Annotated in this window: 27 protein-coding genes; 16 read left to right on the top strand and 11 right to left on the bottom strand. The window is 40.0% G+C overall.

All coding sequences use genetic code 11. From position 1 onward, the window contains the following. Positions 1-10: 10 nt before the first annotated feature. From ACYVM0_RS19650 to ACYVM0_RS19630, 5 genes are read left to right on the top strand one after another with little or no spacing between them, the layout of a single operon-like run. The gene (locus tag ACYVM0_RS19650) at positions 11-454 is read left to right on the top strand and encodes a carboxymuconolactone decarboxylase family protein (RefSeq protein WP_460559831.1); all 444 of its coding nucleotides are present in this window, start codon (positions 11-13) and stop codon (positions 452-454) included. A 4-nt stretch (positions 455-458) separates the two neighbouring features. Next, on the top strand, positions 459-899 hold the full coding sequence (locus ACYVM0_RS19645; RefSeq protein ID WP_460559829.1) for a DoxX family membrane protein: 441 nt from the start codon (positions 459-461) through the stop codon (positions 897-899). 9 nt (positions 900-908) lie between these two features. Then, entirely contained in the window at positions 909-1,667 is a 759-nt protein-coding gene (locus ACYVM0_RS19640) for an isocitrate lyase/PEP mutase family protein (protein WP_460559827.1), read from the top strand. A gap of 3 nt (positions 1,668-1,670) precedes the next feature. Then, a complete protein-coding gene (locus ACYVM0_RS19635; RefSeq protein WP_460559825.1) occupies positions 1,671-2,591 on the top strand; it encodes a DMT family transporter in 921 nt (306 codons plus the stop codon). Positions 2,592-2,634: 43 nt separating this feature from the next. After that, complete coding sequence (locus ACYVM0_RS19630; protein ID WP_460559823.1) at positions 2,635-3,162, top strand: VanZ family protein; 528 nt, start codon at positions 2,635-2,637, stop codon at positions 3,160-3,162. On the opposite strand, the gene ACYVM0_RS19625 is transcribed toward ACYVM0_RS19630, so the two are convergent. Both ACYVM0_RS19625 and ACYVM0_RS19620 read right to left on the bottom strand, forming a co-directional pair. Further along, positions 3,149-5,353 carry a xanthine dehydrogenase family protein molybdopterin-binding subunit gene (locus tag ACYVM0_RS19625; RefSeq protein ID WP_460559821.1) on the bottom strand — a complete coding sequence of 735 codons (2,205 nt, stop codon included), beginning with the start codon at positions 5,351-5,353 and terminating at the stop codon, positions 3,149-3,151. The genes ACYVM0_RS19630 and ACYVM0_RS19625 overlap by 14 nt on opposite strands. Positions 5,354-5,370: 17 nt before the next feature. Beyond that, a complete protein-coding gene (locus ACYVM0_RS19620) occupies positions 5,371-5,835 on the bottom strand; it encodes a (2Fe-2S)-binding protein (RefSeq protein WP_460559819.1) in 465 nt (154 codons plus the stop codon). A 14-nt stretch (positions 5,836-5,849) separates the two neighbouring features. On the opposite strand from ACYVM0_RS19620, the gene ACYVM0_RS19615 reads away from it, so the two are divergent. Continuing rightward, on the top strand, positions 5,850-5,990 hold the full coding sequence (locus tag ACYVM0_RS19615) for a hypothetical protein (protein ID WP_460559817.1): 141 nt from the start codon (positions 5,850-5,852) through the stop codon (positions 5,988-5,990). Positions 5,991-6,028: 38 nt separating this feature from the next. On the opposite strand, the gene ACYVM0_RS19610 is transcribed toward ACYVM0_RS19615, so the two are convergent. The 3 genes from ACYVM0_RS19610 to ACYVM0_RS19600 form a co-directional block, all read right to left on the bottom strand. Next, a complete protein-coding gene (locus ACYVM0_RS19610; RefSeq protein ID WP_460559815.1) occupies positions 6,029-6,634 on the bottom strand; it encodes a hypothetical protein in 606 nt (201 codons plus the stop codon). Further along, complete coding sequence (locus ACYVM0_RS19605) at positions 6,624-7,547, bottom strand: hypothetical protein (RefSeq protein ID WP_460559813.1); 924 nt, start codon at positions 7,545-7,547, stop codon at positions 6,624-6,626. Before ACYVM0_RS19605 ends, ACYVM0_RS19610 begins: the two co-directional genes overlap by 11 nt. Positions 7,548-7,689: 142 nt before the next feature. Continuing rightward, positions 7,690-8,199, bottom strand: coding sequence for a hypothetical protein (locus tag ACYVM0_RS19600; protein ID WP_460559811.1), 510 nt, complete (start codon positions 8,197-8,199; stop codon positions 7,690-7,692). 216 nt (positions 8,200-8,415) lie between these two features. On the opposite strand from ACYVM0_RS19600, the gene ACYVM0_RS19595 reads away from it, so the two are divergent. After that, positions 8,416-9,369 (top strand): ion channel, encoded by a 954-nt coding sequence (locus ACYVM0_RS19595; RefSeq protein ID WP_460559809.1) that lies wholly within the window; start codon positions 8,416-8,418, stop codon positions 9,367-9,369. Between the two features lie 183 nt (positions 9,370-9,552). Here the strand turns inward: ACYVM0_RS19595 and ACYVM0_RS19590 are convergent, their stop codons facing one another. Beyond that, positions 9,553-10,524 (bottom strand): glycoside hydrolase family 43 protein, encoded by a 972-nt coding sequence (locus ACYVM0_RS19590; RefSeq protein WP_460559807.1) that lies wholly within the window; start codon positions 10,522-10,524, stop codon positions 9,553-9,555. A 933-nt stretch (positions 10,525-11,457) separates the two neighbouring features. Here ACYVM0_RS19590 and ACYVM0_RS19585 point away from each other — a divergent pair. Then, positions 11,458-12,141: a hypothetical protein gene (locus ACYVM0_RS19585; protein WP_460559805.1), complete on the top strand. Its 684-nt coding sequence runs from the start codon at positions 11,458-11,460 to the stop codon at positions 12,139-12,141. 32 nt (positions 12,142-12,173) lie between these two features. Here the strand turns inward: ACYVM0_RS19585 and ACYVM0_RS19580 are convergent, their stop codons facing one another. From ACYVM0_RS19580 to ACYVM0_RS19565, 4 genes are all read right to left on the bottom strand, one after another. Further along, complete coding sequence (locus ACYVM0_RS19580; protein ID WP_460559803.1) at positions 12,174-12,569, bottom strand: hypothetical protein; 396 nt, start codon at positions 12,567-12,569, stop codon at positions 12,174-12,176. A 413-nt stretch (positions 12,570-12,982) separates the two neighbouring features. Beyond that, positions 12,983-13,474 (bottom strand): hypothetical protein, encoded by a 492-nt coding sequence (locus tag ACYVM0_RS19575; protein WP_460559801.1) that lies wholly within the window; start codon positions 13,472-13,474, stop codon positions 12,983-12,985. A 50-nt stretch (positions 13,475-13,524) separates the two neighbouring features. Beyond that, the gene (locus ACYVM0_RS19570) at positions 13,525-13,860 is read right to left on the bottom strand and encodes a hypothetical protein (RefSeq protein WP_460559799.1); all 336 of its coding nucleotides are present in this window, start codon (positions 13,858-13,860) and stop codon (positions 13,525-13,527) included. An 85-nt stretch (positions 13,861-13,945) separates the two neighbouring features. Then, positions 13,946-14,326, bottom strand: a complete 381-nt coding sequence (locus tag ACYVM0_RS19565; protein WP_460559797.1) for a hypothetical protein — start codon at positions 14,324-14,326, stop codon at positions 13,946-13,948. A 104-nt stretch (positions 14,327-14,430) separates the two neighbouring features. On the opposite strand from ACYVM0_RS19565, the gene ACYVM0_RS19560 reads away from it, so the two are divergent. The 6 genes from ACYVM0_RS19560 to ACYVM0_RS19535 all read left to right on the top strand — a co-directional run bounded on the left by ACYVM0_RS19560 (position 14,431) and on the right by ACYVM0_RS19535 (position 22,161). Next, the gene (locus ACYVM0_RS19560) at positions 14,431-14,784 is read left to right on the top strand and encodes a cupin domain-containing protein (protein WP_460559795.1); all 354 of its coding nucleotides are present in this window, start codon (positions 14,431-14,433) and stop codon (positions 14,782-14,784) included. Positions 14,785-14,794: 10 nt separating this feature from the next. After that, positions 14,795-16,606 (top strand): glycoside hydrolase family 35 protein, encoded by a 1,812-nt coding sequence (locus tag ACYVM0_RS19555; protein ID WP_460559793.1) that lies wholly within the window; start codon positions 14,795-14,797, stop codon positions 16,604-16,606. Positions 16,607-16,797: 191 nt separating this feature from the next. Further along, positions 16,798-17,910 (top strand): AI-2E family transporter, encoded by a 1,113-nt coding sequence (locus ACYVM0_RS19550; protein ID WP_460559791.1) that lies wholly within the window; start codon positions 16,798-16,800, stop codon positions 17,908-17,910. Positions 17,911-18,260: 350 nt separating this feature from the next. Then, complete coding sequence (locus tag ACYVM0_RS19545) at positions 18,261-20,933, top strand: glucosidase family protein (protein WP_460559789.1); 2,673 nt, start codon at positions 18,261-18,263, stop codon at positions 20,931-20,933. A 54-nt stretch (positions 20,934-20,987) separates the two neighbouring features. After that, entirely contained in the window at positions 20,988-21,782 is a 795-nt protein-coding gene (locus ACYVM0_RS19540; RefSeq protein WP_460559787.1) for a HipA family kinase, read from the top strand. Next, on the top strand, positions 21,760-22,161 hold the full coding sequence (locus ACYVM0_RS19535) for a DUF3037 domain-containing protein (RefSeq protein ID WP_460559785.1): 402 nt from the start codon (positions 21,760-21,762) through the stop codon (positions 22,159-22,161). The genes ACYVM0_RS19540 and ACYVM0_RS19535 overlap by 23 nt, the downstream gene beginning before the upstream one ends. Positions 22,162-22,216: 55 nt before the next feature. On the opposite strand, the gene ACYVM0_RS19530 is transcribed toward ACYVM0_RS19535, so the two are convergent. Continuing rightward, positions 22,217-22,615 (bottom strand): Hsp20/alpha crystallin family protein, encoded by a 399-nt coding sequence (locus ACYVM0_RS19530; protein ID WP_460559783.1) that lies wholly within the window; start codon positions 22,613-22,615, stop codon positions 22,217-22,219. Positions 22,616-22,843: 228 nt separating this feature from the next. On the opposite strand from ACYVM0_RS19530, the gene ACYVM0_RS19525 reads away from it, so the two are divergent. Next, positions 22,844-23,719 carry an OmpA/MotB family protein gene (locus ACYVM0_RS19525; RefSeq protein WP_460559781.1) on the top strand — a complete coding sequence of 292 codons (876 nt, stop codon included), beginning with the start codon at positions 22,844-22,846 and terminating at the stop codon, positions 23,717-23,719. A 140-nt stretch (positions 23,720-23,859) separates the two neighbouring features. After that, positions 23,860-25,449 (top strand): M1 family metallopeptidase, encoded by a 1,590-nt coding sequence (locus ACYVM0_RS19520; protein ID WP_460559779.1) that lies wholly within the window; start codon positions 23,860-23,862, stop codon positions 25,447-25,449. Positions 25,450-25,465 lie beyond the last annotated feature (16 nt).

Raw genomic sequence — 25,465 nt, 5'->3', positions numbered from 1 at the left:
AATTAATACCATGCAAACAAGATTTGACATGGCCGCGGTGGAGCCAGGAGCTTATAAAGCAATGATAGTTTTAGACAACTATGCTGTAAGTACAGCTATACCCCCACTGCAAAAAGAAATGATAAAGATTAGGGCCTCTCAAATAAATGGTTGCGCCTATTGCGTAAACATGCATGTAAACGATGCCCGTAAGCATGGCGAGGTAGAGCAGCGCATACACCTGATAAGCGTATGGCCCGAGGCAGGGGATATTTTTACAGAAGAAGAACAATTGATCTTAGCCATCACCGAAGAAATTACATTGATCAGTAAGCACGGGTTAAGTGATGCATTGTATGAAAAAGCTATAGCACTGATGGGCAAAGAAAAAACAGCACAGGTTATTATGAACATCATTACCATCAACGCCTGGAACAGGATTGGCGTATCATTAAAAATGCACCCTAAAATTTAATAGCATGAAAAAACTGCAACAGCCGGCACAATTATTTTTAAGGCTTGCGTTAGGCATTGGTTATTTAGTGCCGGCCCTCGACAGGTTAGGCGTATGGGGAAAGAACGGGCAGCCGGGCATTTCCTGGGGCGACTGGCAACATTTTATGCAGTACGCAGGCGAGGTCATGAGTTTTATGCCTGCTGCAGTAGTAACACTATTTGCCGCGATAGCTACCATTGCCGAAATTTGTTTCGGTATATTGCTCCTGCTTGGTAAATGGACGACATTTGCAGCCTTGGGTAGCGGGGTATTGGCTTTATCATTTGCTGTTAGTATGGCCCTGTCATTTGGTATAGTATCACCATTAAGCTATTCCGTATTTACAGTAAGTGCCTGCAGTTTTTTATTAGCCACAATAGAAAAATATAACTGGAGCCTGGATAACAGGAGTACTTCAAAATAAATTTTGCATATGAATCAATTTGAAACTTTTTTACAACTACACAAACAAGCTACGCCATTATTATTAGGTAATTGCTGGGATGTAAGCAGTGCAAAAATATTGGAAGCCGCCGGCTTTAAAGCCATAGCAACTTCAAGTATGGCAGTGGCACAATCGCTTGGTTACAATGATGGGCAACATATGCCATTTGAATTATTACTGGCAACAGCAAAAAGAATTCAGCAGAATATTACAGTACCTTTTTCTGTTGATTTAGAAAGAGGATATAGTACTACCATCAAAGGCATCATTCAAAACATTGTACAACTGCACGATATCGGTGTGGCGGGCATTAACCTGGAAGATTCAGCAAACGGTACAATGGAAGCAGCACCGGCATTTGCAAAAACTATTTCCGGCATTGCCAATTACCTGGCACAAAAAAATATTCCCTTATTTATCAATGCCAGAACTGATGCGTTTTTAGTTAAGCTGCCGGATGCATTGGAAGAAACACTGCAACGCATCAAAGTATATGAGAACACCGGCGCATCGGGCATTTTTGTACCCTTTATAAAAAATGAAAGCGATATTAAATCCATTGTAGCTGCTACAACATTGCCGGTGAATATTTTACCCGTTCCGGGATTGCCGGATATGGCAACACTTACAGCAATTGGTGTTAAAAGGATCAGCTTAGGCAGTGCGCTGTTCAATGCTTATAAAACACAAACCACCAATACCATCCGGTTAATAATGCAACAACAATCTTTTGAGCCTTTGTTTTAAATTATGCAAAACGAACATTACCCCACCAATCTAAAGATCATCCTTGCATTTGCTGCCATCTACATTATCTGGGGGTCTACTTTTTATGGGGTTCATATCGCATTACAAAGCTTTCCGCCTTTTTTATTATCTGCATTACGTTTCTTAATTGCAGGAACGGTATTGCTGCTGTATTGCATTATTAAAAAAGAAAAACTGCCTGCTGCTGCAGATATCAGGAAGAACGCTGTTTGCGGACTGGTACTTTTTATTGGTGGTGTGGTATCGGTGGTATGGTCGCAACAATATATTTCTTCCAGCCTGGCATCCATTATCATCACTACGCCATTCTGGTTTGTGGTATTGGATAAAAAGCAATGGGCATATTATTTTTCCAGTAAATGGATCATTGCAGGATTAATAAGCGGATTACTGGGTGTTATTTTATTATTGGGATTTAAAAAAGGCCGGGCCGGCAGCAGCGATGAGTACATGCAGGTGCTGAGCATTTGCTGTATGATCGGCGGTAGCTTTCTATGGGTATCAGGTTCCTTGTACTTAAAATATAATCCTTCTACAACTTCTCCCTATGTAAACAGCAGCATTCAATTACTGAGTGCCGGCATATTTTGTTTGCTTATCAGTTTGTTCAGGCAAGAGCCGCAACATCTTGTTATCAGTAGTATACAAACAAATGCTGCTATTGCATTATTTTATCTTGCCATCGTAAGTACGCTTGTTACCTTCATGGCCTATATCTGGCTCATAAAAGTAAGGCCGCCTGCTATTGTAAGTACATACTCTTATGTAAATCCTGTGGTAGCGGTATTGCTGGGCTGGGGCTTGGGGGGAGAAAGTATTTCATGGCTGCAGATTATTGCGCTGGTGATTATTCTTAGTGGTGTATTGCTGGTAAATATCCCCAGGTATAAAGCCGCTTTGTAAAAGCAAGCAAATATAGCCGTAGCTTTACAATAAGTAATCAGCTATGCAGGCATACAAACCATTTATAAAAAAATTTTCCTGGGTATTGTTACTGGTATTCCTGCTGGTGCTTACCAAGGTAATTTTATTTAAAGGCAGCCCACGGTATTACAAAAACTATTTCCGCACTACCTACCACAACTATACTATTGCCGAAGGAAAGCGGAAAGCCAACTTTAAACCCTTTGCCACCATTAAATTATTTTACGAAAGCCGCCGGCTGAACATGGAATACAAAATGAATAACCTGCTGGGGAATATTTTACTTTTTATACCATTGGGTTTTTTATTACCCTTACTGGTAAAAAGATTCAGGAACGTGTTTGTTATTTTGCTCACCGGTTTTTTACTCAGCCTTTTTTATGAATGCGCACAATTGGTAACCGGTATTGGCGTATTTGATGTGGATGATATGATACTGAATACCTCCGGTACCCTCATCGGCATTATAATTTTTTATGTACTCAAAAGTTTATTTCCCCACAAGCCGCAATCAGCAAACAATATCACCGCCTCCGCTACACCCAGCTAAAGCCTTCTTTACGTATAGGTAAATTGCGTGGCCGGTCGCCGGCTGCAGCCAGTGCATTGCATAATGCAGGAGCTACCGTAGGCAGGCCTACTTCGCCCACACCACCGGGTTCTTCTTTACTGTCTATTATATAAATCTCAATAGGGGGCATTTCTGCATAGGTCAGTAATTCGTAGCTGAAAAAGCTATCTTCCACTACTCGGCTATTGCTTACCGTTATCTCTCCTTTTAAAGTTTGTGTTAAGGCAAAAGCAAGCCCGCCTTCCATCTGGTTCAGCAAACCATCGGGGTTAATAACCAGCCCGCAATCGATGGCTGCCACTACCCTTGTTATCCTGAATTTTTTTGGCGCCAGCAATTCAATTTCTATAGCGTGCGCTGCATAGGATTTGGCAAAAATAAAAGAGTGGGTAGCCAGGCCAATAAAATGATTGGGCTTACGGGGCTCTTTCCATCCTATTTTATCAGCTACCATTTTTAATACAGCAGCAATTCTTGCAGGCGATTGCGTCATGGCGCCGGCATCGTCACCGGTTTTAAAATCAGGCTTATTTTCCAGCATCCCCAAACGAAACTCCAGCGGGTCTTTATGCAGCTTTTGTGCGATCTCGTCAATAAAACTCTCTACAGGAAAAGTATTTACACAAATATCCACCGAACGTAGCCAGCCACGGTTAATATTAAAATCAACAGGTGTATACCCGGTAAGTACATTGGGTATAGCATAGCAAAAGCCCCTGTCGGCACCATCCATCTCTTCGGGATGTTTGGTATCAGGCCCGTCGGTCATATACCCAACCGGTGTTCCCAGCACATGATGTTGCCATGCTGTGATTGTTCCTTTATCGGTATTGGCTTTAAGTAAATGATAATTGGCGGGCCGGTACGGTTGAAATTTAATATCGTCTGTTCTTTCCCACAATAATTTAACGGGCTTATCAATTTGCTGTGCAATCTTCACGGCTTCAATAGCAAAATCAAAATGCAGCCTGCGGCCAAAAGCGCCTCCCATTGCGGTAAGGTTTACTTTTATGTTTTCTTTTTTTATACCACAATCTTTGGCAATAGTGTTCACGGTCCAGTCGGGTAACTGTAATCCTCCCCACAGTTCACAGGTATCACCATTTACAGCTGCCACAAAATTCATGGGCTCCATAGTACCATGTGCTAAAAATGGTTGGGCATAAGTGGCGGTAATTTCATTTTTGCCTGCAACACTGCCCACATCTCCTTTTTTAAAAACTTCAATAGCAGGTTTTGTTTTGGCCCTGGCTTCAAAAGTTTTAAATAAGGCTTCGGTACTCTCATTATTTTTTTTGCCTTCATCCCAGGTTATATTCAATAGTTTCCTGGCTTTAATAGCTGCCCAGGTATTGGTAGCAATAACGGCAACGCCTGCATGTACATGCATAGGTGTACCGGTACCTTTATAACTCACTACTTTTATCACACCGGGAATTCTTTTTGCCGCACTGTCATCAAAACTTATCAAAGTGCCGTCCATTGTGGGGCATCTTTCTGCCACGGCATACAACATACCATCAAGCTTTATATCCAGCCCGTATTTTGTTTTGCCGGTAAGTATATCACCCAGGCCGGTGCGTTTTTCTCCTTTACCAATCAATTTAAAATCTTTCGCACTTTTTAGTGTTACTTCTTTAGGTACAGGCAATAAAGCCGCCTGGCAAACAAGGTCGCCGTATTTAATACGCTTATTATTTACGGTATTTACCACTTCGCCTTTATCTGCTGCACAGGATGTTTCTTTAATATTCCACACTTTTGCAGCAGCACTTATCAGCATCGATTTTGCAATAGCGCCTGCTTTGCGCAAACTATCATACATCGTCATTATACTCTGGCTGCCGCCGGTGTCATGTTCGCCTTCTTTTAAAGTACCATAAGGTGCTATCTCAGATTTTACGTCTTTAAAATCAACATCCAGCTCTTCAGCAACAATCATCGGAAAAGCAGTATCCACACCCTGCCCCGATTCCTGTTTACTCACCAGTACAGTAACTTTTCCTTTCTTATCAATTTTTAAATACGCACTGGGTTGAAAAAATTCGCAGTCAGTGGGTGATAGTGCCAATGCCGGTAAGCCCGGTAACATAAAACCAATGACCAGGCTGCCCGATGTAAGAGAGCTTAGTTTTATAAAATTGCGGCGGTTGATAGTTTGTTTTTGCATACAGGTCGTTAAGCAGTTTATTTATTGATGTCTTCTATGGCAATATGGATGGCTTCTTTTATGCGGTGATAAGTACCGCAGCGGCAAAGGTTGCTGCTCATGGTTTCGGCAATAGTTTCATCCGATGGCTTTTTGTTTTTTTCCAGCATGGCTGCTGCTGCCATCATTTGCCCGGGCTGGCAATAACCGCATTGCGGCACGCCTGCTTTTTGCCATGCTTTTTGTACCGGGTGGCTGCCATCTGCCGACAGGCCTTCAATAGTAATAATTTTTTTGTTTACACAACTGCCTACAGGCCGTTGGCAGGCATAAGCCGCATTACCATCAATCATTACGGTGCAGGCACCACAACTGGCCACACCACAACCATATTTTGTACCGGTAAGATTAAGCAGGTCACGTAATACCCAAAGTAATGGCATATCAGATTCTGCATCCACTGTGTAAGCAGTATTGTTCACAGTCAGTTTAAAAACGGGCATAGCAATAATTTAAAATGGAAGAAAAACTTGCAGCTGGTAAATTACAAAATATAATCAGAAATAAACAGCTAATATTATTTAAGCTGCCGCAGGCAGCAACTAAAAATATAAACCTTCCCATGCTTTTCTATTTGCCTTATACGCCTGTATGGTAAATAGAAAATTAAATATTGAATTTTTGCATCCTGTAATGCTACCTGAATTTACCTGAGATGGTAAAACACACTTTATCGTTGATCCTTTTAAAAACCTCCCCGTTTATTTTACGCAGGCGGCGGAGCTTTCTTTTATCCAGCAGGTTGCCATCGCTGTCAAAGTATTGTGGTTGCTGAAAATAAGTGAGTACATAATATTTTTTATACGCCAGCGGCGAATGTAATGCCACCGCTCTTACCGACATAAAAACCAGGGTATTCTTTTTTTCATCTACATAGTAATCGTAATTTTTTATCCAGGCACAACGTATGGATTCCATCTGCTGAATAAGCTTAATTACTTTGGGCGCATTTAAATGATAAGCCGTTAACGTATCCACCAATCGTGACTCACTGATATCAAATTCATAAATATAGCTGAGGGTATCGGTGATTATTTCAAGCGATATTGTTTTAAATGCCTTATCTGTAAAACCAATGGTAAAAGGATGGTCAACAGAAAGTGCCTTGTAGGTTTCTTCAATTTTATCCAAAACTTTTTCGTGCTGGTAATAATATTTGGTAGAAATATTTTTGGGGGAACAGGAAAAAATACAGCCTGCCACAGCAATGAATAATATGGTGCGTATCATTTTAATTGGCATGCGCTTCTTTTTTTGTACAATACGTAATGCCAAAAATAATACGCCTTAAAAATGCAGGCGACAATTGTAACAAGGTTCTGCCACCATAATCCCAATACACCAGGGTGATCAGGTCGTCTTGCCGGCTTATTTTTTCCACCACAATAAAATGTGTGGGCAAAGCCACTTTAATTTTTACATGGTTTTTTTTATGTACTATCCGGTTATTGATAAATAAAACCACCTTACCTGTCTGCAGCCTGTCGCTGATAAACTCGTATGGATCGGTAATATGCGGACGAATAAGATCAGAACCCGTGGCTTTTATTTTATACTGCAGCAGGCTGCGTACCATGCGGTTGAATTTGGCAAAATTTACCGAGGCCCAAAAGCGGTCTTCATCACCGGGGTTATAATTGCGGTTAAAAATATTCAGGTAGCCTTTATAATGATCTGCAAGGGATAAAAACCACATTTGCTCTGCCGGGTGAATATCCAATATACCCTTATACCTTAACCTGCCGGCTTCTTTTTTTACAGCCTCCGATGGAGTGAACACTACGTTGGCAAAACCAGCCTTGCCTTCTTTATATAATTCCAGTAACAGTTTGGCATACCCTAAAGGGTCGTCCTGTAAAAATAAATAGGAGACCGCCCCGTAACCACAAAAATTAGTGCCGTTGCCGGGGTAGATACTAATAGGCTCGTGAATAGTGGTCTTTAAATTCTGCAGAAATAATGCCGGTTTAATATTGGGCCAGTAAATGCTGGGCTCAATTTCTTTAATAGCATCAATAAAAGCAATGGCCTGTTGCCGGGTGGAAGTAACTTCTTTTTCGGGTGTTACAGTAAATATGGGAACAGCAAAACTTTTGCCGGTAGTACCTAAAAAAATTATTGCAGCTAAAAACACTGCTCCTCTGCTTAATTTCAAATGCCAGTTATTTATTCAGTAAAGGTAGCTAATAATAAACTGGCGGATTGTATTTGTGAAGCCGGGCAAAAGATTACCCCGTCAGCATATAGTTAGTATGTTGATGGGGTGTTTATTGTAATAGTAAACATCAATTGATTGATCAGGCCCTGATACCTACTTTAAAAGCCAGGCTCAGGTAACTGAAAAATTTACCGGGCTGGTCGCTTGATGGCGATACCCATTCCTGTCCGCCGGTAAATTGCGGTTGCAAACTACAGCCTGCTGCTTCACCAATACCGATGTACATATCACTGCTTTGCAGGCGGAAGCCATAAGTGCCGCCTTTTTGCATATGCAATCCGTTTTGCGGAAAAGAGATCCATTTGCCGGAATCTGTTTTTTCAATATCTACGGTAGAACTGAATAAGGCTGGTCCCCATTTTTTTGTGGCAGGGTCAAAAGGGTGTACCGTCATATTTGCATGGCCGGGCTTTATAACAAGCGTCGAAAAAATTTCAATCATGCCCAGGTCGCCTTCGGCAGGGCAGGTAAAAGTTTGCCCGGTAACTATATCTTCATTAGCCACACGGTGGCCCATCCAGGCAGTGGTATTATTGGTAACCTGTTCTACAACAACCTTTAAATGGGGATTTTTCTGTTCTGTTTTCATATAGAATAATTTAAAAATGATGGCACCTGCCCGGGTAGCGGCAGATGGCGGGGAATATACCTTTACTAACTATATTTGGTACGTAATATTGTGCCGCAAAGCCACTGTTTTTACACTTTAACAATTGATGTATTTTATACCAATAATTTAATGGTAAAGAATTGTGTATCCGCTGGTTTAGTATGTTAAATTTGTAGTAACCCCAGGTAAATAATTATGGCTGCGTATAAAAAAATAAACCCTTTTAGTAAACAAAATAATGATACCGGCTTTGCAGGTAACAACAATGAAGTAGGTGGCCGTTTTATTAATAAAGACGGCAGTTACAACCTGGTAAAGGAAGGTATGCCTTTTCATAAGCGCTTCAGTATTTTTCATGATATGCTGAACCTGCCGCAATGGAAATTCATCCTCATCATCTTTCTTTTCTTTATTGCCATCAATCTTATTTTTACCACCATCTATTTTATTATTGGCGCCCAACAGCTGGAAGGACTTACCATGGGCAGCAATTGGAAAATATTCAGGGAGATGTTTTACTTCAGTACGCAAACTTTTACTACGGTAGGTTATGGCCATGTAAACCCTGCAGGCGATGGCGCTAATATGGTGGCCGCTGCCGAAGCACTCACTGGCTTTCTTTCATTGGCTATTGCCACCGGTTTAATTTATGGCCGCTTTAGTAAGCCGAGAAGCTACCTGGAGTTTAGCGATCATGCATTGATCAGTCCTTATAAAGAAGGCAAAGCCCTGATGTTTCGCTTTGCAGCTTTTAAAGACAAACATTCTTTAACCGAACTGGAAATAAGAGTGAATGTAGGTTTGCTGGTAGTTGAAAATGATAAGCCGGATTATAAATATTTCAGCCTGAATTTGGAAAGAACCCGGGTGGAAACCATGCCCATGAGCTGGACGGTGGTGCATCCCATAGATGAGAACAGCCCCTTTCATGGATTTACCGAAGAAGATATGAAAACTGCCGATGTGGAATTATACGTTAGCCTCCGTGGCTTTGATGATGTATTCAGCAATTTTGTACAACAGCGCACTTCTTATACTTTCAGTGAAATATTATTCAACCGCAAGTTTGTACCCATGTACCGGGAAAGTGATGATGGTAAAACCACAATACTGGAATTGCATAAGCTGAATATTCATAATGAAGTGTAAAGGGGAAACAGTTTTTATGGTGGTTACTGGTTAAAAATATTCAATGCTCAGTTAAAATGCATTGTATTCAACTTTTCAGTTCTTTTACCAATAGCATAATATAGTAAACGTTCTTGCCCTTTATTGAACATTGAGCGTTGTTCATTGAGCATTGAACATTTGCCTTTTCTCCGGATTTTAGTCTTACTTCAGTTTATCTTCCTTTACTCCGGTAAAGCTCAGTTTCACTGGCAGTATCTTTCCCTTATCGTCAAAAAACAATGGTTCAATACAGGTAGCCCTGTTATTGGCTGCGGTTTCGCCAAGCGGCCGGCGGTGATATACAATGTACCAAAGGTCTTTTTTAGCATTGTGTATAATAGAATGATGCCCGGCACCGGTAGCCACGGCAGAATCCTGCTCCAACACTTTACCTACTCTTTCAAATGGCCCGAAAGGTGAATCAGCTACAGCGTAGGCGACAGAATAATCCGGGCCTGTCCAGCCACCTTCGCTCCACATAAAATAATATTTGTTATTACGCATAAACATGAAAGGACCTTCCACATAACCCTTAGGCGTAATCTCTTTAAACAGGGTACCATCTTTAAAGGGCACAATACCGGTAAAATCATTTTTTAAACGGGCAATATTACAATGCTGCCAGCCGCCATAAATAATATAGTACTGGCCATCTTTATCTTTAAATACAAACTGATCGATGGGTTGTGCACCATTATAAAATTTATCGATCAGCGGTTTGCCCAGGTAATCTTTAAACGGGCCTTCCGGTTTATCTGCTACTGCCACACCAATGCCGCCTTTTTCATTATCATTTTGAATATCGTTAGCCGCAAAAAAGAAAAAATATTTTTTACCTTTTTGTACAATGGCAGGTGCCCACATGGCACGTTTGGCCCACTTGATGGCTGCGGTATCCAGTATATGTGTATGTGTATTCCAATGCACCAGGTCGGTAGAGGAAAAAGCATCAAAGAAAACCTGCTTATTGTATTTGTCAGAATAAGTGGGATAGATCCAGTACTGGTTACCGAATATCGTCGCTTCAGGATCGGCATACCAGCCTTTTATAATGGGATTGCCGGACATTACCGGTTGTGCAGCAGCACTATAAGCCGCTGATAAGATAAAAAGGCTGAAAATAATACGTTTCATGTTGTAATATAAAACCGGACTATGAGGATAAAAAATAATTATTGAAAGCCGGGAGGGATTTTTGAAGTTTAGTATGGTATTATTTTGATAAAAAGCGCAGAAAACCACCAGTAAAAACACGTTTGTTGTTGCAACAACGATTAATAATTACGTAAATACAGGCTTTTTTATTAAATGGGCATCATTATCAAAAGCGGCTGAAAGCTGCTGCTACAAAGGATTTAGAAAAAAAAAGGATGGTTAACCATCATAAAACACAACAGAACTTGGTTATAAAAAGAAAGACGCTCCTATTACCTTTGTGTAAGTAAAGTGAGCGTCTTTAAATTATTCATTAAGCAGACAATCGTTAAAGCCTCACAAATATATAGTGTATTTGGTATAAAAGTGCGGTTTTGTTAAATAATTATTAAGATTTTCATATAGCAAGCAATCGTTAAAGCCCGGCAGTTTCTACTGAAGGGCTATTTTTTTAGCTTCAGATACCTTAATCATTATTTTTTTAGCCAAAAAAAGAAAAAAAATTAATTTTTTTTCTTCAAAAATGAAAAAAACTGGCAATTTTAGTGTATATTTGTAATATAGAATTAATCTATATGTGATGAAAAAAGCGAAAAAATTTTACAAAAAATTTTTTGCTGAGGAAAAAGGAGTTGTTTTTTAAGATAATTTTTTAAGATTTTTCATATAGCAAGCAATCGTTAAAGCCGCTCTATTTCTATAGAGGGGCTATTTTTTTATTAGCATATTTCCTTCGTTATTTGCTGCACTGATTATGTAAACAGGCCTTTCAATCAGGTGGTATAAAATAGTTTCCCTCGTTGCAGCTGCACTATATTACATGTATATTTGAAATGACAAATGCTTTATGTGTCATACATTTAATTTAGCTGTTTACCGGCAATTGCATCCCGAACTTTAACCTTATTTACCATGGCAACTGAAACAATTAAAGAAGACCCACGCCTTATTTCATTTAATGCCCTTCGTAAAACCATTGGCTGGCTTGGTATTTTACTGCCCCTTGGCCTGCTTGCAGGAAATTATATTTGTACCGATTGCTGTTGCATGCAGGATTCTATCAGCCATTATTATTATACCATTGTGGGAGGTTTATTTATAGGTACATTATGTGCGGTGGCTATGTTTTTAATTGCTTATAAAGGTTATCCCGGCGATAAAGATAATATCCTTACCACGCTGGCGGGCATATTTGCACTGGGCATTGCCTTCTTTCCTACAAACGATAACAGCAGTAACCGCTGCGCCATTTCGCATTTGCCCGATAGCGATGTACGTCGTGCTGTACACTTTACCTGCGCTACCATTTTCTTTTTATTGCTGGCCGGTATTTCTTTTTACTTTTTTACCCGAAGTAAAGGGCGCACAACCGAACAGAAAAAAAAGCGCAATACCATTTACCGTACCTGCGCTATTTTAATTGTGGTATTTGTTGCCGCCATTGCCCTCTATGCTATTTTTGGAAAACACCTGCATAGCATAGATAAATACCATCCAATATTCTGGCTGGAGTGGGGAGCATTACTGTCATTCGGTACTTCATGGCTGGTGAAAGGGGAGCTGGTGTTAAAGGATAAGCCGGAAGAAGTGGGGTAATAGCCGGTTGTATATTACGGCTTACATAGAAATTATTGCAACAGCAATAACACAGGCTCCAGGTCGTATTTAGTCTCATCAAAATGCTGCAGCGGTATATTATTAAGTACCGTACTCATTTTTCTGAAATCAAATTTCTCTTTAAACTTCGAGTAGGAATTCCTGATCATGGAGTGCAATTCATTTTTATCAATAACATCTGCCAGGTCAATTACATAAGAGTCTTCTGCTACATAATCAAGCAGCGGCCCGTTATCATAAGTAAAGTTGCAGGTAAAACGGCAGGCAATACCTTTTTTATCCTGGGCTCTCTTTTTCTGTACTTGTAATGAAATTAACCCGGATAATTTTGTTTCATCTATTTCCGGGGTGTTAACAGGCGGTTGGTAAAGCCATTTGGAAACGATAAGTGCTGTTTGTTCTATCACAGGTACAAGATACAATTTTGTATCTATTTTAGTTTACCCGGCAAGGAGAGAAAGGCTTTGCATGGTAATAAAAAAAAGAAGGGCTGGATAGAAATCCTGCCCCGTTTAAAATCCAATATCCTATGAAAAACCGAGTTGCGGAAAGCTGCTATTATACAGCAGTCCAATATTTTTAAAAACGTTTTTTATTGTTGCCAGCACTTCATCAATCCATTTGCCGCTTTACTGTTTCGCTGTTTGATGATGTAAAGTTGCACTATTGTTTCCACATATATAAATTAAGTTATCAAAAGGTTGATTTTAGCTAGTAAATGGTAGTAAGGGTACTTTTAAGTATAAGTTTGGGTTAAAAACATACTTACGATAAAATTTAAAAGGCGGTTTTAAAATACTTCAATTTTTTTTAAAAAAATTTATTCGCAGAGTTTGATGGTATCGGTAGACTTGCTGCTCAGTTGTAACTTGTTGATCTTGTTGGCTTTATTATAGTACACAATAAGAATGCCGTACTTGGTTTGAAAAGCATCCCAGTTCACATCTTTTATTTTAGGATACCCCAGCCATTTAAATAAGCTGTTTCGGCTGGCTCCTATCAGGGGCAGGCTTAATTTACCTTTAAATTTTTCGCCTATTTCGATATACCCCCTTTCTGTAAAAAAACTGATATCCTTATCCTTGTAAAAAGCACCAACACAACCATGGGCAGCACCGGCTTCTGTAATGCCGGTAAAACAGGGAAAAGTAGTTTTAACTTCTCCTAAAGTAGATTTTGCACTCAGGTCGTTATTAATAGTGCCTTCCAGCACATCTACGTTAAAGACCGGGCAAACGGTAGTTGTTTTTAATTGGGCCTTTGTTGCCCGGGCAGCAATAACAATAATAAAAATTAAAAAGAGCTTTTTCATAATTATGGATTTATAGTATTGGAAAATTGGTGGCAGTGTAAAGCTTTTATTTAATGTGGTTTAAAAGCACTATCCGAATACATGGATTTATTGAACAGGTAGTATTTACCATCATTGTAATTGCGCCAGTACCTGCGCCCGTTCAGGTCGTAGTATAACCTGCCATCAAAACTCTTGGTGGCTGCATTATCATTTACTACAATTACTTTGGGTACTGCTGCCGGAGTTTTTTTTATTGCCGGCCTGGCAGCAGCAGAGGTGGTAACTGCGCTGTTTGTTTTAGTAGTGGCAACTGCCTCATTTTGTTGTGGTACATGTTTTCTGCTGCAACTCCATAATAGCAGGCTTGCGGCAATACACGATACAGCCAGGTGTTTTACAGGCATCGGTTTTTTTGGAAGAGTATTTCAATTACTTTACCAAAAAATGTTAAAATGCCGAAGGTGGATAAAAGAAATTGATTTTTTAGTGTTATTGGCCCCCCACCATCGGGCTTATTACCAATTGGTTTTTATTGTAGAGTACAATCTGGGGTTTGTCTTTATACAAACTCACTTTGCCGAAAATGCAAACAGCTTTGTCTTTATAAAATTCTTCAGGTTTTTCTTCAAATGTTTTTCTTACATCGGCCCAGATAACCACAGTAAGCGGGTTATTGGGATAAGTACCTCCCACATTTAAAAATGTAGGTGTGTCTTTTACTCTTTCTAAAAAAATACCGCCATAAATTTTTCCGCACACTTTTACCGAATCGCCAACATGTTTACTGATGTCTTCTAATTTTATTTCTGTTTGAGCAAAAGATGCAATGGAGCATAACAGCCCGATGAGGAATAGCGAGGTTTGTTTCATGAAAGCATTATTTAAGCGCAAGTTACTATTTTGTACAGTTAATTGTTTACCGCTGTTATAAAATTGATATTTGTGATGTAAGTTTATCAAAAGAAAAATAAAAGATGACAAATGCAGGTAGAATTTTTTTAACGGAAGCTGAAACCGGCTGGGAAGATTTAGGCAATGGCGTGCAGCGCCAGATCTTTGGCTACGATGAAACATTAATGCTGGTAAAAGTAAAGTTTGAAACGGGCGCAACAGGTGCCATGCATTCGCATGTGCATGCGCAAAGCACTTTTGTTGCCAGCGGCAGTTTTGAGTTTACTATTGGGCAGGAGAAAAAAATAATCAATGCCGGTGATGGCTGTTTTATGCCCGCCAATGTAATGCACGGCTGCCTGTGCCTGCAGGCAGGAATGCTGATTGATGCATTCAGTCCGTACAGGGAAGATTTTGTAAATGATACCACTTTATAAAACTATATACATGCCTTATTGCAGAAAAATTATTACCGGTAGTATTATTTTGTTTTTATGCCTGCAATTACAGGCGCAGCAAAAACATGTGTTTGCGTTTGATAAAACGCAGTTTATATTAGATGGAAAACCATTCCAGGTGATCAGTGGCGAAATGCACCCGGCCAGGATACCGGCGCAATACTGGCGCCAGCGCATTCAAATGGCAAAGGCCATGGGGTGTAATACTATTGCCGCTTATTTTTTCTGGAATTATCATGAAATAAAAGAAGGCGTATTTGATTTTAAAACCGGTAATAGAAATATAGCCGAATTTATGCGTATCTGCCAGCAGGAAGGTATGTGGGTGATTGTAAGGCCCGGGCCTTATGTATGTGCAGAGTGGGACTGGGGTGGATTACCCACCTATCTTTTAAAAATTCCTGATATTAAAATAAGGTGTATGGATAGCCGTTATATTGCCGCCCTTACCCGTTATGTAAAACATATCAGTAAGGAAATAAAACCCTTGCTATGTACCAATGGCGGCCCGGTTATACTTACACAAATAGAAAATGAGTATGGTAGTTATGCCAATGATAAAACCTACCTGGATACTTTAAAAAAACTCTGGCAACAAAACGGTATCACCGGCCCTTTTTATACTGCAGACGGTGCAACAGCTTATATGCTTGAAGCCGGAACCGTAGAAGGTGCTGCTATCGGCCTCGATTCGGGGGGCAGCGATGCAGATTTTGCAGTGGCTGCAAAACATAATCCCAATGTGCCGGTATTCAGTTCAGAAACTTACCCCGGCTGGTTAACACATTGGAAAGAAAAATGGCAGCGGCCCGATACTACGGATCTTAAAAATGAGGTGACCTATTTATTAAAAAATGGCAAGTCGTTTAATTTGTACGTTATTCATGGGGGTACCAATTTTGGATTTACTGCAGGTGCCAATGCGTTCGGCCCAACGAAGTTTCAGCCGGATATTACCAGTTACGATTATGATGCGCCGATAAATGAACAGGGGCAGGCCACACCAAAATATTATATGCTGCGTAAGCTCATTGGCCAGTATGTAAAATATAAAATTCCCGAAGTACCTGCAGCCATCAAAACAATAACAATTCCGGCAATAACATTAACGCCTTTAACCAGTATCTGGGCAGCATTACCGGCACCTGTTGCATCGCCGCAGCCAAGGCCTATGGAATATTACGATCAAAACCAGGGGCTCATCTTATACCGCACAAAATTGATCGGGCATAAAAGCGGCAACCTTACTATTACAGAACCACACGATTTTGCATTGATCTTTGTAGAAGGAAAATTAATAGATACCATTCACCGGGATGGTGGCAGGTGGACCATTAAGCTGCCTGAAACAACAGCCGTAAATCCGCAGCTGGATATATTGGTAGAAGGTATGGGGCATATCAATTTTGCCCAGTACATGATCGATCGCAAAGGCATTACCGACAGGGTAACCCTTAACGGTATGACGCTGATGGACTGGCAAACTTATTTATTGCCTATGGATGAAAAATTTGTGGCCGGTTTAAAACCTGAGTATCCTGAAGGAGTTAATAATGGTATGTTTTTTAAAGGCAGCTTTACATTAACTGAAACCGGGGACACTTATTTTGATATGACCAGGTACAATCGTGGTATTGTTTATGTAAACGGGCATAACCTTGGCCGTTACTGGAACGTAGGGCCGCAACAAAGATTGTATTGCCCTGCGGGTTGGCTTAAAAAAGGCAATAACGAGATTATTGTGTTTGATCTGTTGCAAAATACGGCAGCAGTGGTAGAAGGGAAAACTGAAATGGAATAAAAAAATATATAAGCAGCAGCTACTATTGTCATCACTTCGCCAACCTGTGAATTATATAACTTAATTACACAATCATGTAACAGGTCCGTTATTGTAAGCCATTAATTTTATAGGGTTGTGCTTCCATTGTTTTTATACCGCAGGGTATATGAATAAGGGCAGGCAATTATTTTATTTAAACATTCCCTATAATGAATACTCCCGGAACAATATCCTATTCTCAGCGGCTCAGTTATAAACTTTTAATGATCTTGCTGATAGGTTTTATTATTTACATCGGCCATGGTGTATTAGTGCCTATTTATTTTTCAGTTTTATTATCTATTTTATTATTACCCGTTACCAGGTTGTTGCAAAAAATATATTTTCCTGCAACGCTGGCAAATTTTACGGCAGTAATATTTGCGTTGGCTTTAATTGCTACTATAGTATATTTTCTTTCTTCTCAAATGGCGGGTTTTTTTAACGATATCCCCTCCATTAAGGAGCACCTGAATGAGCACCTGGATGCTTTACAAAGCTGGGTGGCACAAAAGCTGCATATTACAACAGCCCAGCAAAAAGTGATCATCGAAAATGCAAGCCTGGGTGTAAAACAAAATGGAGGGCAACTTATAAGTAAAACTTTTTTAGGCGTATCAGAAACCATACTTATTGTAGTGTTGGTAGCCATTTATTCTTTTCTTATTCTTTGTTATAAGCAAATGATAAAAAGGTTTTTGTTTGCTGTTTTTAAAACGGAGCATAAAGAAAGCCTGGAGCATGTGATGATAGCATCCAAACAGATCATTCAAAAATATATGACCGGGCTCATCATTGAAATGGCGATTGTAGCTACTGCCAACTCGATAGTGCTGTTAATAATCGGTGTTAAGTATGCGGTTTTTTTAGGCGTATTGGCTGGTGTACTTAATATTGTTCCCTACATCGGTTTTTTTACCGGCCTGGTTTTTACAGTGCTGGTTACCATGGGTAATTCATCTGGTATGAATAGTATTTTCTGGATCATAGTAAGTATGGAGACCATTCATTTTTTAGATTCCAATTTTTTAATGACAAAAATTGTGGGTTCTAAAGTAAAGGTGAATGCACTGATGACCATTATAGGTGTTGTAATCGGTGGAACACTAATTGGCCTGCCGGGCATATTCCTGGCACTGCCTACCATTGCCATTCTTAATGTAATTTTTGCACAGATCGATACACTAAAACCCTGGTCCATTTTACTAAGCGATGATAGCGGGGACATTCCTCAAAAAAGAATACTACGGCATTTACAAAAGCTGAAGGCAAAAAAGAAATAGGATAAGCCGCCCTTAAGATTTAATTACTTTATATCGCATTACTATTGCATCTTTATCTCCTGCACTAATAAACATACCTGCACTTATAATTTTGGCAACTGAAGAGTCGTGAATGGTGAACCGTAAATCCGGTAGCTGTTAGTATTCACAATTGACGATTCACGCCTCACGATTCACGCCTCACGTCTCACGCCTGCAGCAAACGATTGCGGCATTATTTTCAAAACGGTGATGAATAACTCTTTTAAATTGTCTACTTTTATACCTGTTTTTTTCAACGATTGCTTGTCATGAAATGTTGCCTGGCAGAAGAATGACCATGGCAGCAATTGTTTTATTAAATAATTGAGATGACAGCAGAACACCAGCGATTAAAAGTTAACAATGCAAAACCAGTGCCCCTGGAGCAGTGGGGTCCTTACTTAAGCGAAAGGCAATGGGGTACCGTACGTGAAGATTATGGCTTATATGGCGATGCATGGGGCTATCTTCCCTTCGATCAATCACACTACAGGGCTTACCGTTGGGGCGAAGACGGTATAGCAGGTATATCAGACTATTTTCAAAATCTTTGTTTTGCCATTGCATTATGGAATGGAAAGGATAAAATTTTAAAAGAGCGCCTGTTTGGCGTAGGTAATTACGATGGCAACCATGGCGAAGATGTAAAAGAGTTATACTACTACCAGGATAATATTCCCACGCATTATTACATGGAATATTTGTATAAGTATCCGCAAAACGAATTTCCTTATGCCGACCTGGTAAATACCAACCGCTACAGAAGCAAACAGGAACCGGAGTACGAAATACTGGATACCGGCATTTTTAAAAATGACGAATACTTTGATGTAAAGGTTACGTACGCCAAACAAAACCCTACAGATATTTACATTAAAATAGATATTACCAACCGCAATACTGTGGAAGCGCCGGTAACAGTATTGCCTACACTATGGTTTTATAATAAATGGGTATTTACACCCGATGAAAAAAAACCATCGATCACTTACGGGGATAAAAATTCCGTTAATGTAAGCCACCCCCGGTTAGGTAATTATTATTTTTATTTTCAAACACCTGCCGACAGGTTGTTTACCGAAAATGAAACCAATATGAATAAAGTAAACGGCTCGGCCAATGAAACACCGTTTACTAAAGATGCCTTTCATGATGCGATTATCAGCGGTACCAACAAAGTAAAACTCCGCAATAAAAAAGAAGGCACTAAATTTTCCCCGGTATATGAATTGAGTATTAAAGGCGGAGAAACAAAAACTATTTATTGCAGGCTTACCAACAGGGCAGATGATAAACCTTTTTCGTTAGGCTTTGAAAAAATTTTTAAAGTAAGAAAAGAAGAGGCAGATGATTTTTATAATGCTATTTTACCCAATGATATTTCTGCTGATTTAAAAAATATACAACGTAAGGCATTGGCAGGTTTACTATGGAGTAAGCAATTTTATCATTTTGATGTAGAACGCTGGCTTACCAGCAGTGATGGTATTACACCGGTGAATACCGGTAAACAAAACGGCAGAAACAATGACTGGAAGCATTTGAAAAACCAGGACGTAATAGCCATGCCCGATAAGTGGGAGTATCCCTGGTATGCGGCGTGGGACCTTGCTTTTCATTGTATTTCATTGGCGATGGTGGACGTGGTTTTTGCCAAACACCAGTTGCAACTGATCATGAGGGAATGGTACATGAAACCCGACGGGCAATTACCAGCCTACGAATGGAATTTTAGTGATGTAAATCCCCCGGTGCAGGCATGGGCTGCCATGGAAATTTACAGGATTGAAAAGGAAACCTACGGTGAGGGTGACGTGATCTTTTTAAAAAGAGTGTTTCAGAAACTTCTCATCAATTTTACCTGGTGGATAAACCGAAAAGATAAGAGCGGCAATAACATTTTTGAAGGAGGTTTTCTTGGCCTTGATAATATTGGTGTATTTAACCGCAGCCATCATTTTACCGAAGGTATGCAACTGGAACAGGCCGATGGCACCAGCTGGATGGGGATGTATGCACTGAACATGATGGATATGGCATTGGAAATTTCCCGCCATGATATAGCTTTTGAAGATTCGGCCACTAAATTTTTTGAACACTTTGTATTGATTGCCGAAGCATTAAACAGTCATACCATGTGGAATGACGAAGACAAATTTTTTTATGATACGTTAGTGGTTACGGGGGTCGACCCATTACCATTGAAAATACAAAGCATTGTGGGGCTTACGAGTTTGTTTGCCGTAAGTACTATCAGTAAAGAATTGTTTGACAAAGTACCGGACTTTACCAAACGCATTGGCTGGTTTGAAAATTACCGGCAAAAGAACAATCGTTTCTGGCCCAATGAAGAACGTGGCGATGGTGAAGAAGTGCTGATATCATTAGTAAAAAAAGACCGCCTGATATTTTTACTGCAACGTTTATTGCACGAAGAAGAATTTTTATCAGAGGGTGGCATCAGGGCCTTATCAAAATACCACGAAGCCAATCCTTATTCTGTAACTGTTGACGGGGTTAACTATACTATCCAGTACGACCCGGGAGACAGCACCAGCAATCTTTTTGGTGGCAACAGTAACTGGCGTGGCCCGGTGTGGATGCCGATCAATTACCTCATTATTCGTGCTATCAGAAAATATGGCGAATTTTATGGCGACCATTTATTGGTGGAATGCCCGGCAGGCTCCGGTACAATGATGAACCTGTTAGATGTTGCCGACCTGCTAACCAAAAAAGTAGTGAGCCTGTTTGCTAAAGATGAAAAAGGAAAAAGAAAATTATATGGAGATTATAATTGGTTTTACAGCAAGCCCGGTAATGAAGACCTGGTATTGTTTTATGAATATTTTCATGGCGATACCGGGAGTGGTTTAGGTGCCAGCCATCAAACCGGATGGACTGCATTGGTAGCAGATCTGATTGGTGGTAAAGAAGTGCCTAAGGAAGAATGGAAACCGGGAACAGGAGCTGAAATTTATACTGATGAAGAAGAAGGATAATTTTCGTGTATTATTAACAGGTAGTAATTAAAAATAAGTAGCTTAAACCAACAGATGGGCACTCAAAACGATTTAAGAACCGTAAACGTAACCCGCTATGTAATGCCATTGCGTGAAGGTGGTTCTTTGCCTGCCATTGCCGAAGCAGATGACGGGTTTTTGTATGTACTGAAATTCAGGGGAGCAGGGCAAGGTGTAAAAGCTTTGATCGCTGATCTGATCGGGGGAGAAATTGCAAGGGCATTGGGTTTTAAGATCCCTGAAATTGTATTTGCCAACTTAGACAGCGCCTTCGGCAGAACAGAACCTGATGAAGAGATACAGGAATTATTGCGTAAAAGTGAAGGGCTGAATTTAGGAGTACATTATTTAGCCGGTGCCATTAGTTTTGATGCGGCTATCAATACACCCACTACATTAATGGCTTCGCAGATTGTGTGGATGGATGCTTTACTAACCAATGTAGACCGCACGCCAAAGAATACCAATATGCTGATGTGGAAGAAAGAATTGTGGCTGATCGACCATGGTGCCGCATTATATTTTCACCATGGTGGAGGTAATTGGGAAGAGCAGGCAAAACGGCCTTTTGTACAAATAAAAGATCATGTATTATTGCCATTGGCAACTGAGCTGGAAGCGGTTGATACTGCTTTTAAAATCTTGTTGACGCCTGAAAAAATTCATGCCATTGTTACATTAATTCCTGCAGCATGGCTGACAGAAAATGTATTTGATGTAAGCGCCGAAGAAATGCGAAACATTTATGCACAGTTTTTAATAACAAGGATGGCATCAGCTGCTATTTTTGTAAAAGAAGCACAACATGCAAGACAATCACTTATTTGAGTATGCCGTAATACGCATTGTGCCACGTGTGGAAAGAGAAGAATTCCTGAACGTGGGAGTGATATTGTATTGTAAATCCTTACAATTTTTGCAAACCCTGTTTACTGTAGATGAAGAAAGATTACGTGCTTTTGCAGGTTATTTAGATATGGCTGCTTTGCACGAACACCTTTGTGTGTTTGAAAAAATCAGTAATGGTGATACAAATGCCGGTGAAATTGCCAGATTAGATATAGCCTCACGCTTTCGCTGGCTTACCGCTACAAGAAGTACGATTGTACAAACTTCCAAAGTACATCCGGGTTTATGCAGCAATCCTGCGGAAACCTTAACCAGGCTGCATCAACAGCTGGTATTACCTCCTGCAAACGATCATTAATTTTTACAAAATAAAAAACGGGCTCCATCGGAGCCCGTTTGCTTTAATACAACGCTTAGTTGATCACAATTTCCTTTTTAATTTCTTCCTTACCTGCAATAACAGGAAGGCTTACCTGTAAAACACCATCCACATACTTTGCTGTAATAGCAGCAGTATTGATGCTTTCATTTAAGGTAAAGGTTCTTGTAAAGCCGCCGCGGCTGTATTCCCTCAATATCCATTCAGGACGGGGGAAGCCTTCCGGCGGAGTGTAAGAAACAGTGAGTTCATTTCCATTTACCGCTAAATGAAAATGTTCTTTAATTCTGCCGGGTGCAAATACCAGTAATTCATAACTGGTTTCAGTTTTGTAAATGTTTACTGATGCCCTCTGCATAGAGCGGATAAATCCGGGCCTGCCGTGATTTCCGTGTGCGTTGCCTTTTGCGGCGCATGACTGATTGTAGTGCATGTTTTTTGTTTTTTTTAGTGAAAAAATAATTACACTAGCATAGCGTAAAAATAATGCCGGGAAAAATATACTGTAAAAATGACATGGATAAATTGTGTGCTTATTTAGCTGCTGGTGTATTTTATCACATTGACGGGCTTTAACAAAATACCAGTTTTCGGGTGCAGTGTTTTTAGTTAATTTTACAACTGGTAATTATTTAATTCTCCACTTCTTAAACCTTATACGATGAAGAAATATTTTATGGCGGTTACTGCATCAGTGCTACTGCTTGTTTCCTGCGTTAGTTCTAAAAAATTTAAAAAATCACAAGCTGATTATGAAGTAAAGATCACACAGTTGCAAACAGACAACAGTAATTGCAATGATGCCAAAGCAGAATTGCAACGCCAGAAAGCAGGCCTGGAATCTGATAAAGAAAACCTGACCAAACGTATTGCTGACCTGGACAAGCAAATCGAATTCCTTAAAGCAAACAACACTACTGTGTTAAATCAATTACAGAATTTATCAGTGGTATCTTCTGCACAGGCAGAGAATATAAAAAAATCTTTAGAGAATATCGGCACTAAAGACGCCTATATACAGGATCTGCAGACTTCATTGGCAAGAAAGGATTCATTGAACCTGGCATTGGTGATGAATCTTAAAGGTGCTGTTGGAAACCTGCAGGATGATGACATCAATATCAAAGTAGAAAAAGGTGTGGTGTATATCGATATTTCAGATAAGTTATTATTCAAAAGCGGCAAATACGAAGTAACATCGCAGGCCAAACAGGTATTGGGTAAAGTTGCCGCTGTACTTAAAAATCAGCCCGATATTGAATTTATGGTGGAGGGGCATACGGATAATATTCCTTACTCCAATGCTGTGTTGATTGATAACTGGGACCTGAGCGTGAAGAGAGCTACTGAAGTAGTAAGGATACTGCAAAAACAATACGGGCTGGACCCGGCAAAAATGTCTGCCGCAGGAAGGGGTGAATACAACCCGGTGACGGATAATACTACAGCAGCTAACAGGGCTGCCAATCGCAGAACGAGAATTGTTATTCTGCCGCAACTGGACCAGTTCTTTAAATTACTGGAACCTAAAAAATAAATGTAACCGCAAACTCCGGCTTGCGGCTTAAAATAAAAAGAGGCGGGCTCAGATTCATGAGTCCGCCTCTTTTTATTTTGTAATTACTTAAAGAATAACATCACTGAAAATAAATACTTACATTTAAGAAACTATTTTTTATGAGAGCACTATTTATTTTTCTATCCGTCATCGTTATCAGCAACTGTTATTCGCAGGAACTTACCTCTGGTGGTAAGTTAAAACCCGAGCAGGCCATTATGGATGTGCGGCATTATACCATCAACCTTGCAGTGGATATTGATAAAAAGAGTATCAGTGGCAATACGGTAATAGATTTTATTTTGTCTCAATCCACACCGGTATTGCTTTTTGACCTGCTGAATGATATGAAGGTGGAAAAAGTTTGGGTCAATGGAAAAGAAGCACCTTTTACACATACCAATGCATTGATCACCGTGACACCAGCTGCACCGGTTGCTGCAGGTAAAACAACAGTAAAGGTTTTATACGCAGGTAAACCCCATGTTGCTACGAGGCCGCCATGGGAAGATGGTTTTACCTGGACAAAAGATACGCTGGGCCATCCATGGGTGGCAGTAACTGCAGAAGCTGCCGGCGGACAGATATTTTTCCCTTGTAAAAATCACCCGAGCGATGAACCTAATGAAGGAGCTGATATGAATATTACCGTACCAAAGGGTTTGGTAGTGGCAGCGCCTGGTTTATTACAAAAAGTTACCCATCAAAAAAGTACCGACACCTATTTCTGGAAAACGAAATACACCACCAATAATTACAGCCTTGTTTTTAATATAGGTGATTATGCAGTGGCAACAAAAATGTATACTACTGTAAATGGAAATAAAGTGCCTATGCAGTTTTATGTATTAAAGGCAGATGAAGCAAAAGCGGCGCATCACCTGGAGATACTGGAACAGATTGCCAAAGTGAGGGAAAAATATTTTGGGGAATATCCCTGGGTAAAAGAAAAAATAGGCATCGTGGAAACGCCGCATTTAGGAATGGAACACCAGACGATGAATGCGTACGGTAATAAATTTAAATACGAAACTATTGGCGGCGTTGATAATGACTGGCTGATGAATCATGAATTCGGGCACGAGTGGTTTGGCAATAAAGTAACCGTAAAAGACTGGGCCGATTACTGGATACAGGAAGGCATTTGCAGTTATGGCGATGCATTGTATACAAGGGAAATGGGTGGCGAAAAAGCCTATATCGATCGCTTTAAACAGTCAGCTTTTGGTATTGCCAATCAAAAACCTGTGGTACAGGGCAAAGACCTGGATGAAGTAACAGCATACATTGGCGACATCTACAGTAAAGGCGCTTTCTTCATGCATACCTTACGCTATGTAATTGGCGACGATATTTTTTTTCCTGCATTAAAACAACTTTCTACCAACGTGCAATACACTTATGATAATTTAGTAACAACAGATGATGTAGAGCAATTATTCAGCAAAGCTGGCAATACCAATTTAAAACCTTTGTTTGATTTGTACCTGCGTACCACACAAAAATTAGAAGTGCATATTGTTGCCCAGCGGCAGAATAAATATAAGATCAGCATTGAAAATATTGATATGCCATTACCACTCGATATAGTTACAGAAAAAGGGGTACAGAAAATGACGCTTTCAAAAAAGCCGGTCATCATCAGTAGTGATATATTGCCACAGGTAGATCCGGATATGTATTACCTGAAGAAAATTATTATAGAATAAACAGCACTTTTAAAAA

The organism is Ferruginibacter profundus (assembly GCF_054783275.1).
This window is presented reverse-complemented; position numbering and strand designations above follow the sequence as displayed.

Excerpts from the sequence above, each read along its gene's own strand:
- ACYVM0_RS19650 (WP_460559831.1), top strand. The coding sequence starts at position 11 with ATGCAAACAAGATTTGACATGGCCGCGGTGGAGCCAGGAGCTTATAAA.
- ACYVM0_RS19645 (WP_460559829.1), top strand. The coding sequence starts at position 459 with ATGAAAAAACTGCAACAGCCGGCACAATTATTTTTAAGGCTTGCGTTA.
- ACYVM0_RS19640 (WP_460559827.1), top strand. The coding sequence starts at position 909 with ATGAATCAATTTGAAACTTTTTTACAACTACACAAACAAGCTACGCCA.
- ACYVM0_RS19635 (WP_460559825.1), top strand. The coding sequence starts at position 1,671 with ATGCAAAACGAACATTACCCCACCAATCTAAAGATCATCCTTGCATTT.
- ACYVM0_RS19630 (WP_460559823.1), top strand. The coding sequence starts at position 2,635 with ATGCAGGCATACAAACCATTTATAAAAAAATTTTCCTGGGTATTGTTA.
- ACYVM0_RS19625 (WP_460559821.1), bottom strand. The coding sequence starts at position 5,353 with ATGCAAAAACAAACTATCAACCGCCGCAATTTTATAAAACTAAGCTCT.
- ACYVM0_RS19620 (WP_460559819.1), bottom strand. The coding sequence starts at position 5,835 with ATGCCCGTTTTTAAACTGACTGTGAACAATACTGCTTACACAGTGGAT.
- ACYVM0_RS19615 (WP_460559817.1), top strand. The coding sequence starts at position 5,850 with ATGGAAGAAAAACTTGCAGCTGGTAAATTACAAAATATAATCAGAAAT.
- ACYVM0_RS19610 (WP_460559815.1), bottom strand. The coding sequence starts at position 6,634 with ATGCCAATTAAAATGATACGCACCATATTATTCATTGCTGTGGCAGGC.
- ACYVM0_RS19600 (WP_460559811.1), bottom strand. The coding sequence starts at position 8,199 with ATGAAAACAGAACAGAAAAATCCCCATTTAAAGGTTGTTGTAGAACAG.
- ACYVM0_RS19595 (WP_460559809.1), top strand. The coding sequence starts at position 8,416 with ATGGCTGCGTATAAAAAAATAAACCCTTTTAGTAAACAAAATAATGAT.
- ACYVM0_RS19590 (WP_460559807.1), bottom strand. The coding sequence starts at position 10,524 with ATGAAACGTATTATTTTCAGCCTTTTTATCTTATCAGCGGCTTATAGT.
- ACYVM0_RS19585 (WP_460559805.1), top strand. The coding sequence starts at position 11,458 with ATGGCAACTGAAACAATTAAAGAAGACCCACGCCTTATTTCATTTAAT.
- ACYVM0_RS19575 (WP_460559801.1), bottom strand. The coding sequence starts at position 13,474 with ATGAAAAAGCTCTTTTTAATTTTTATTATTGTTATTGCTGCCCGGGCA.
- ACYVM0_RS19570 (WP_460559799.1), bottom strand. The coding sequence starts at position 13,860 with ATGCCTGTAAAACACCTGGCTGTATCGTGTATTGCCGCAAGCCTGCTA.
- ACYVM0_RS19565 (WP_460559797.1), bottom strand. The coding sequence starts at position 14,326 with ATGAAACAAACCTCGCTATTCCTCATCGGGCTGTTATGCTCCATTGCA.
- ACYVM0_RS19560 (WP_460559795.1), top strand. The coding sequence starts at position 14,431 with ATGACAAATGCAGGTAGAATTTTTTTAACGGAAGCTGAAACCGGCTGG.
- ACYVM0_RS19555 (WP_460559793.1), top strand. The coding sequence starts at position 14,795 with ATGCCTTATTGCAGAAAAATTATTACCGGTAGTATTATTTTGTTTTTA.
- ACYVM0_RS19550 (WP_460559791.1), top strand. The coding sequence starts at position 16,798 with ATGAATACTCCCGGAACAATATCCTATTCTCAGCGGCTCAGTTATAAA.
- ACYVM0_RS19545 (WP_460559789.1), top strand. The coding sequence starts at position 18,261 with ATGACAGCAGAACACCAGCGATTAAAAGTTAACAATGCAAAACCAGTG.
- ACYVM0_RS19540 (WP_460559787.1), top strand. The coding sequence starts at position 20,988 with ATGGGCACTCAAAACGATTTAAGAACCGTAAACGTAACCCGCTATGTA.
- ACYVM0_RS19535 (WP_460559785.1), top strand. The coding sequence starts at position 21,760 with ATGCAAGACAATCACTTATTTGAGTATGCCGTAATACGCATTGTGCCA.
- ACYVM0_RS19530 (WP_460559783.1), bottom strand. The coding sequence starts at position 22,615 with ATGCACTACAATCAGTCATGCGCCGCAAAAGGCAACGCACACGGAAAT.
- ACYVM0_RS19525 (WP_460559781.1), top strand. The coding sequence starts at position 22,844 with ATGAAGAAATATTTTATGGCGGTTACTGCATCAGTGCTACTGCTTGTT.
- ACYVM0_RS19520 (WP_460559779.1), top strand. The coding sequence starts at position 23,860 with ATGAGAGCACTATTTATTTTTCTATCCGTCATCGTTATCAGCAACTGT.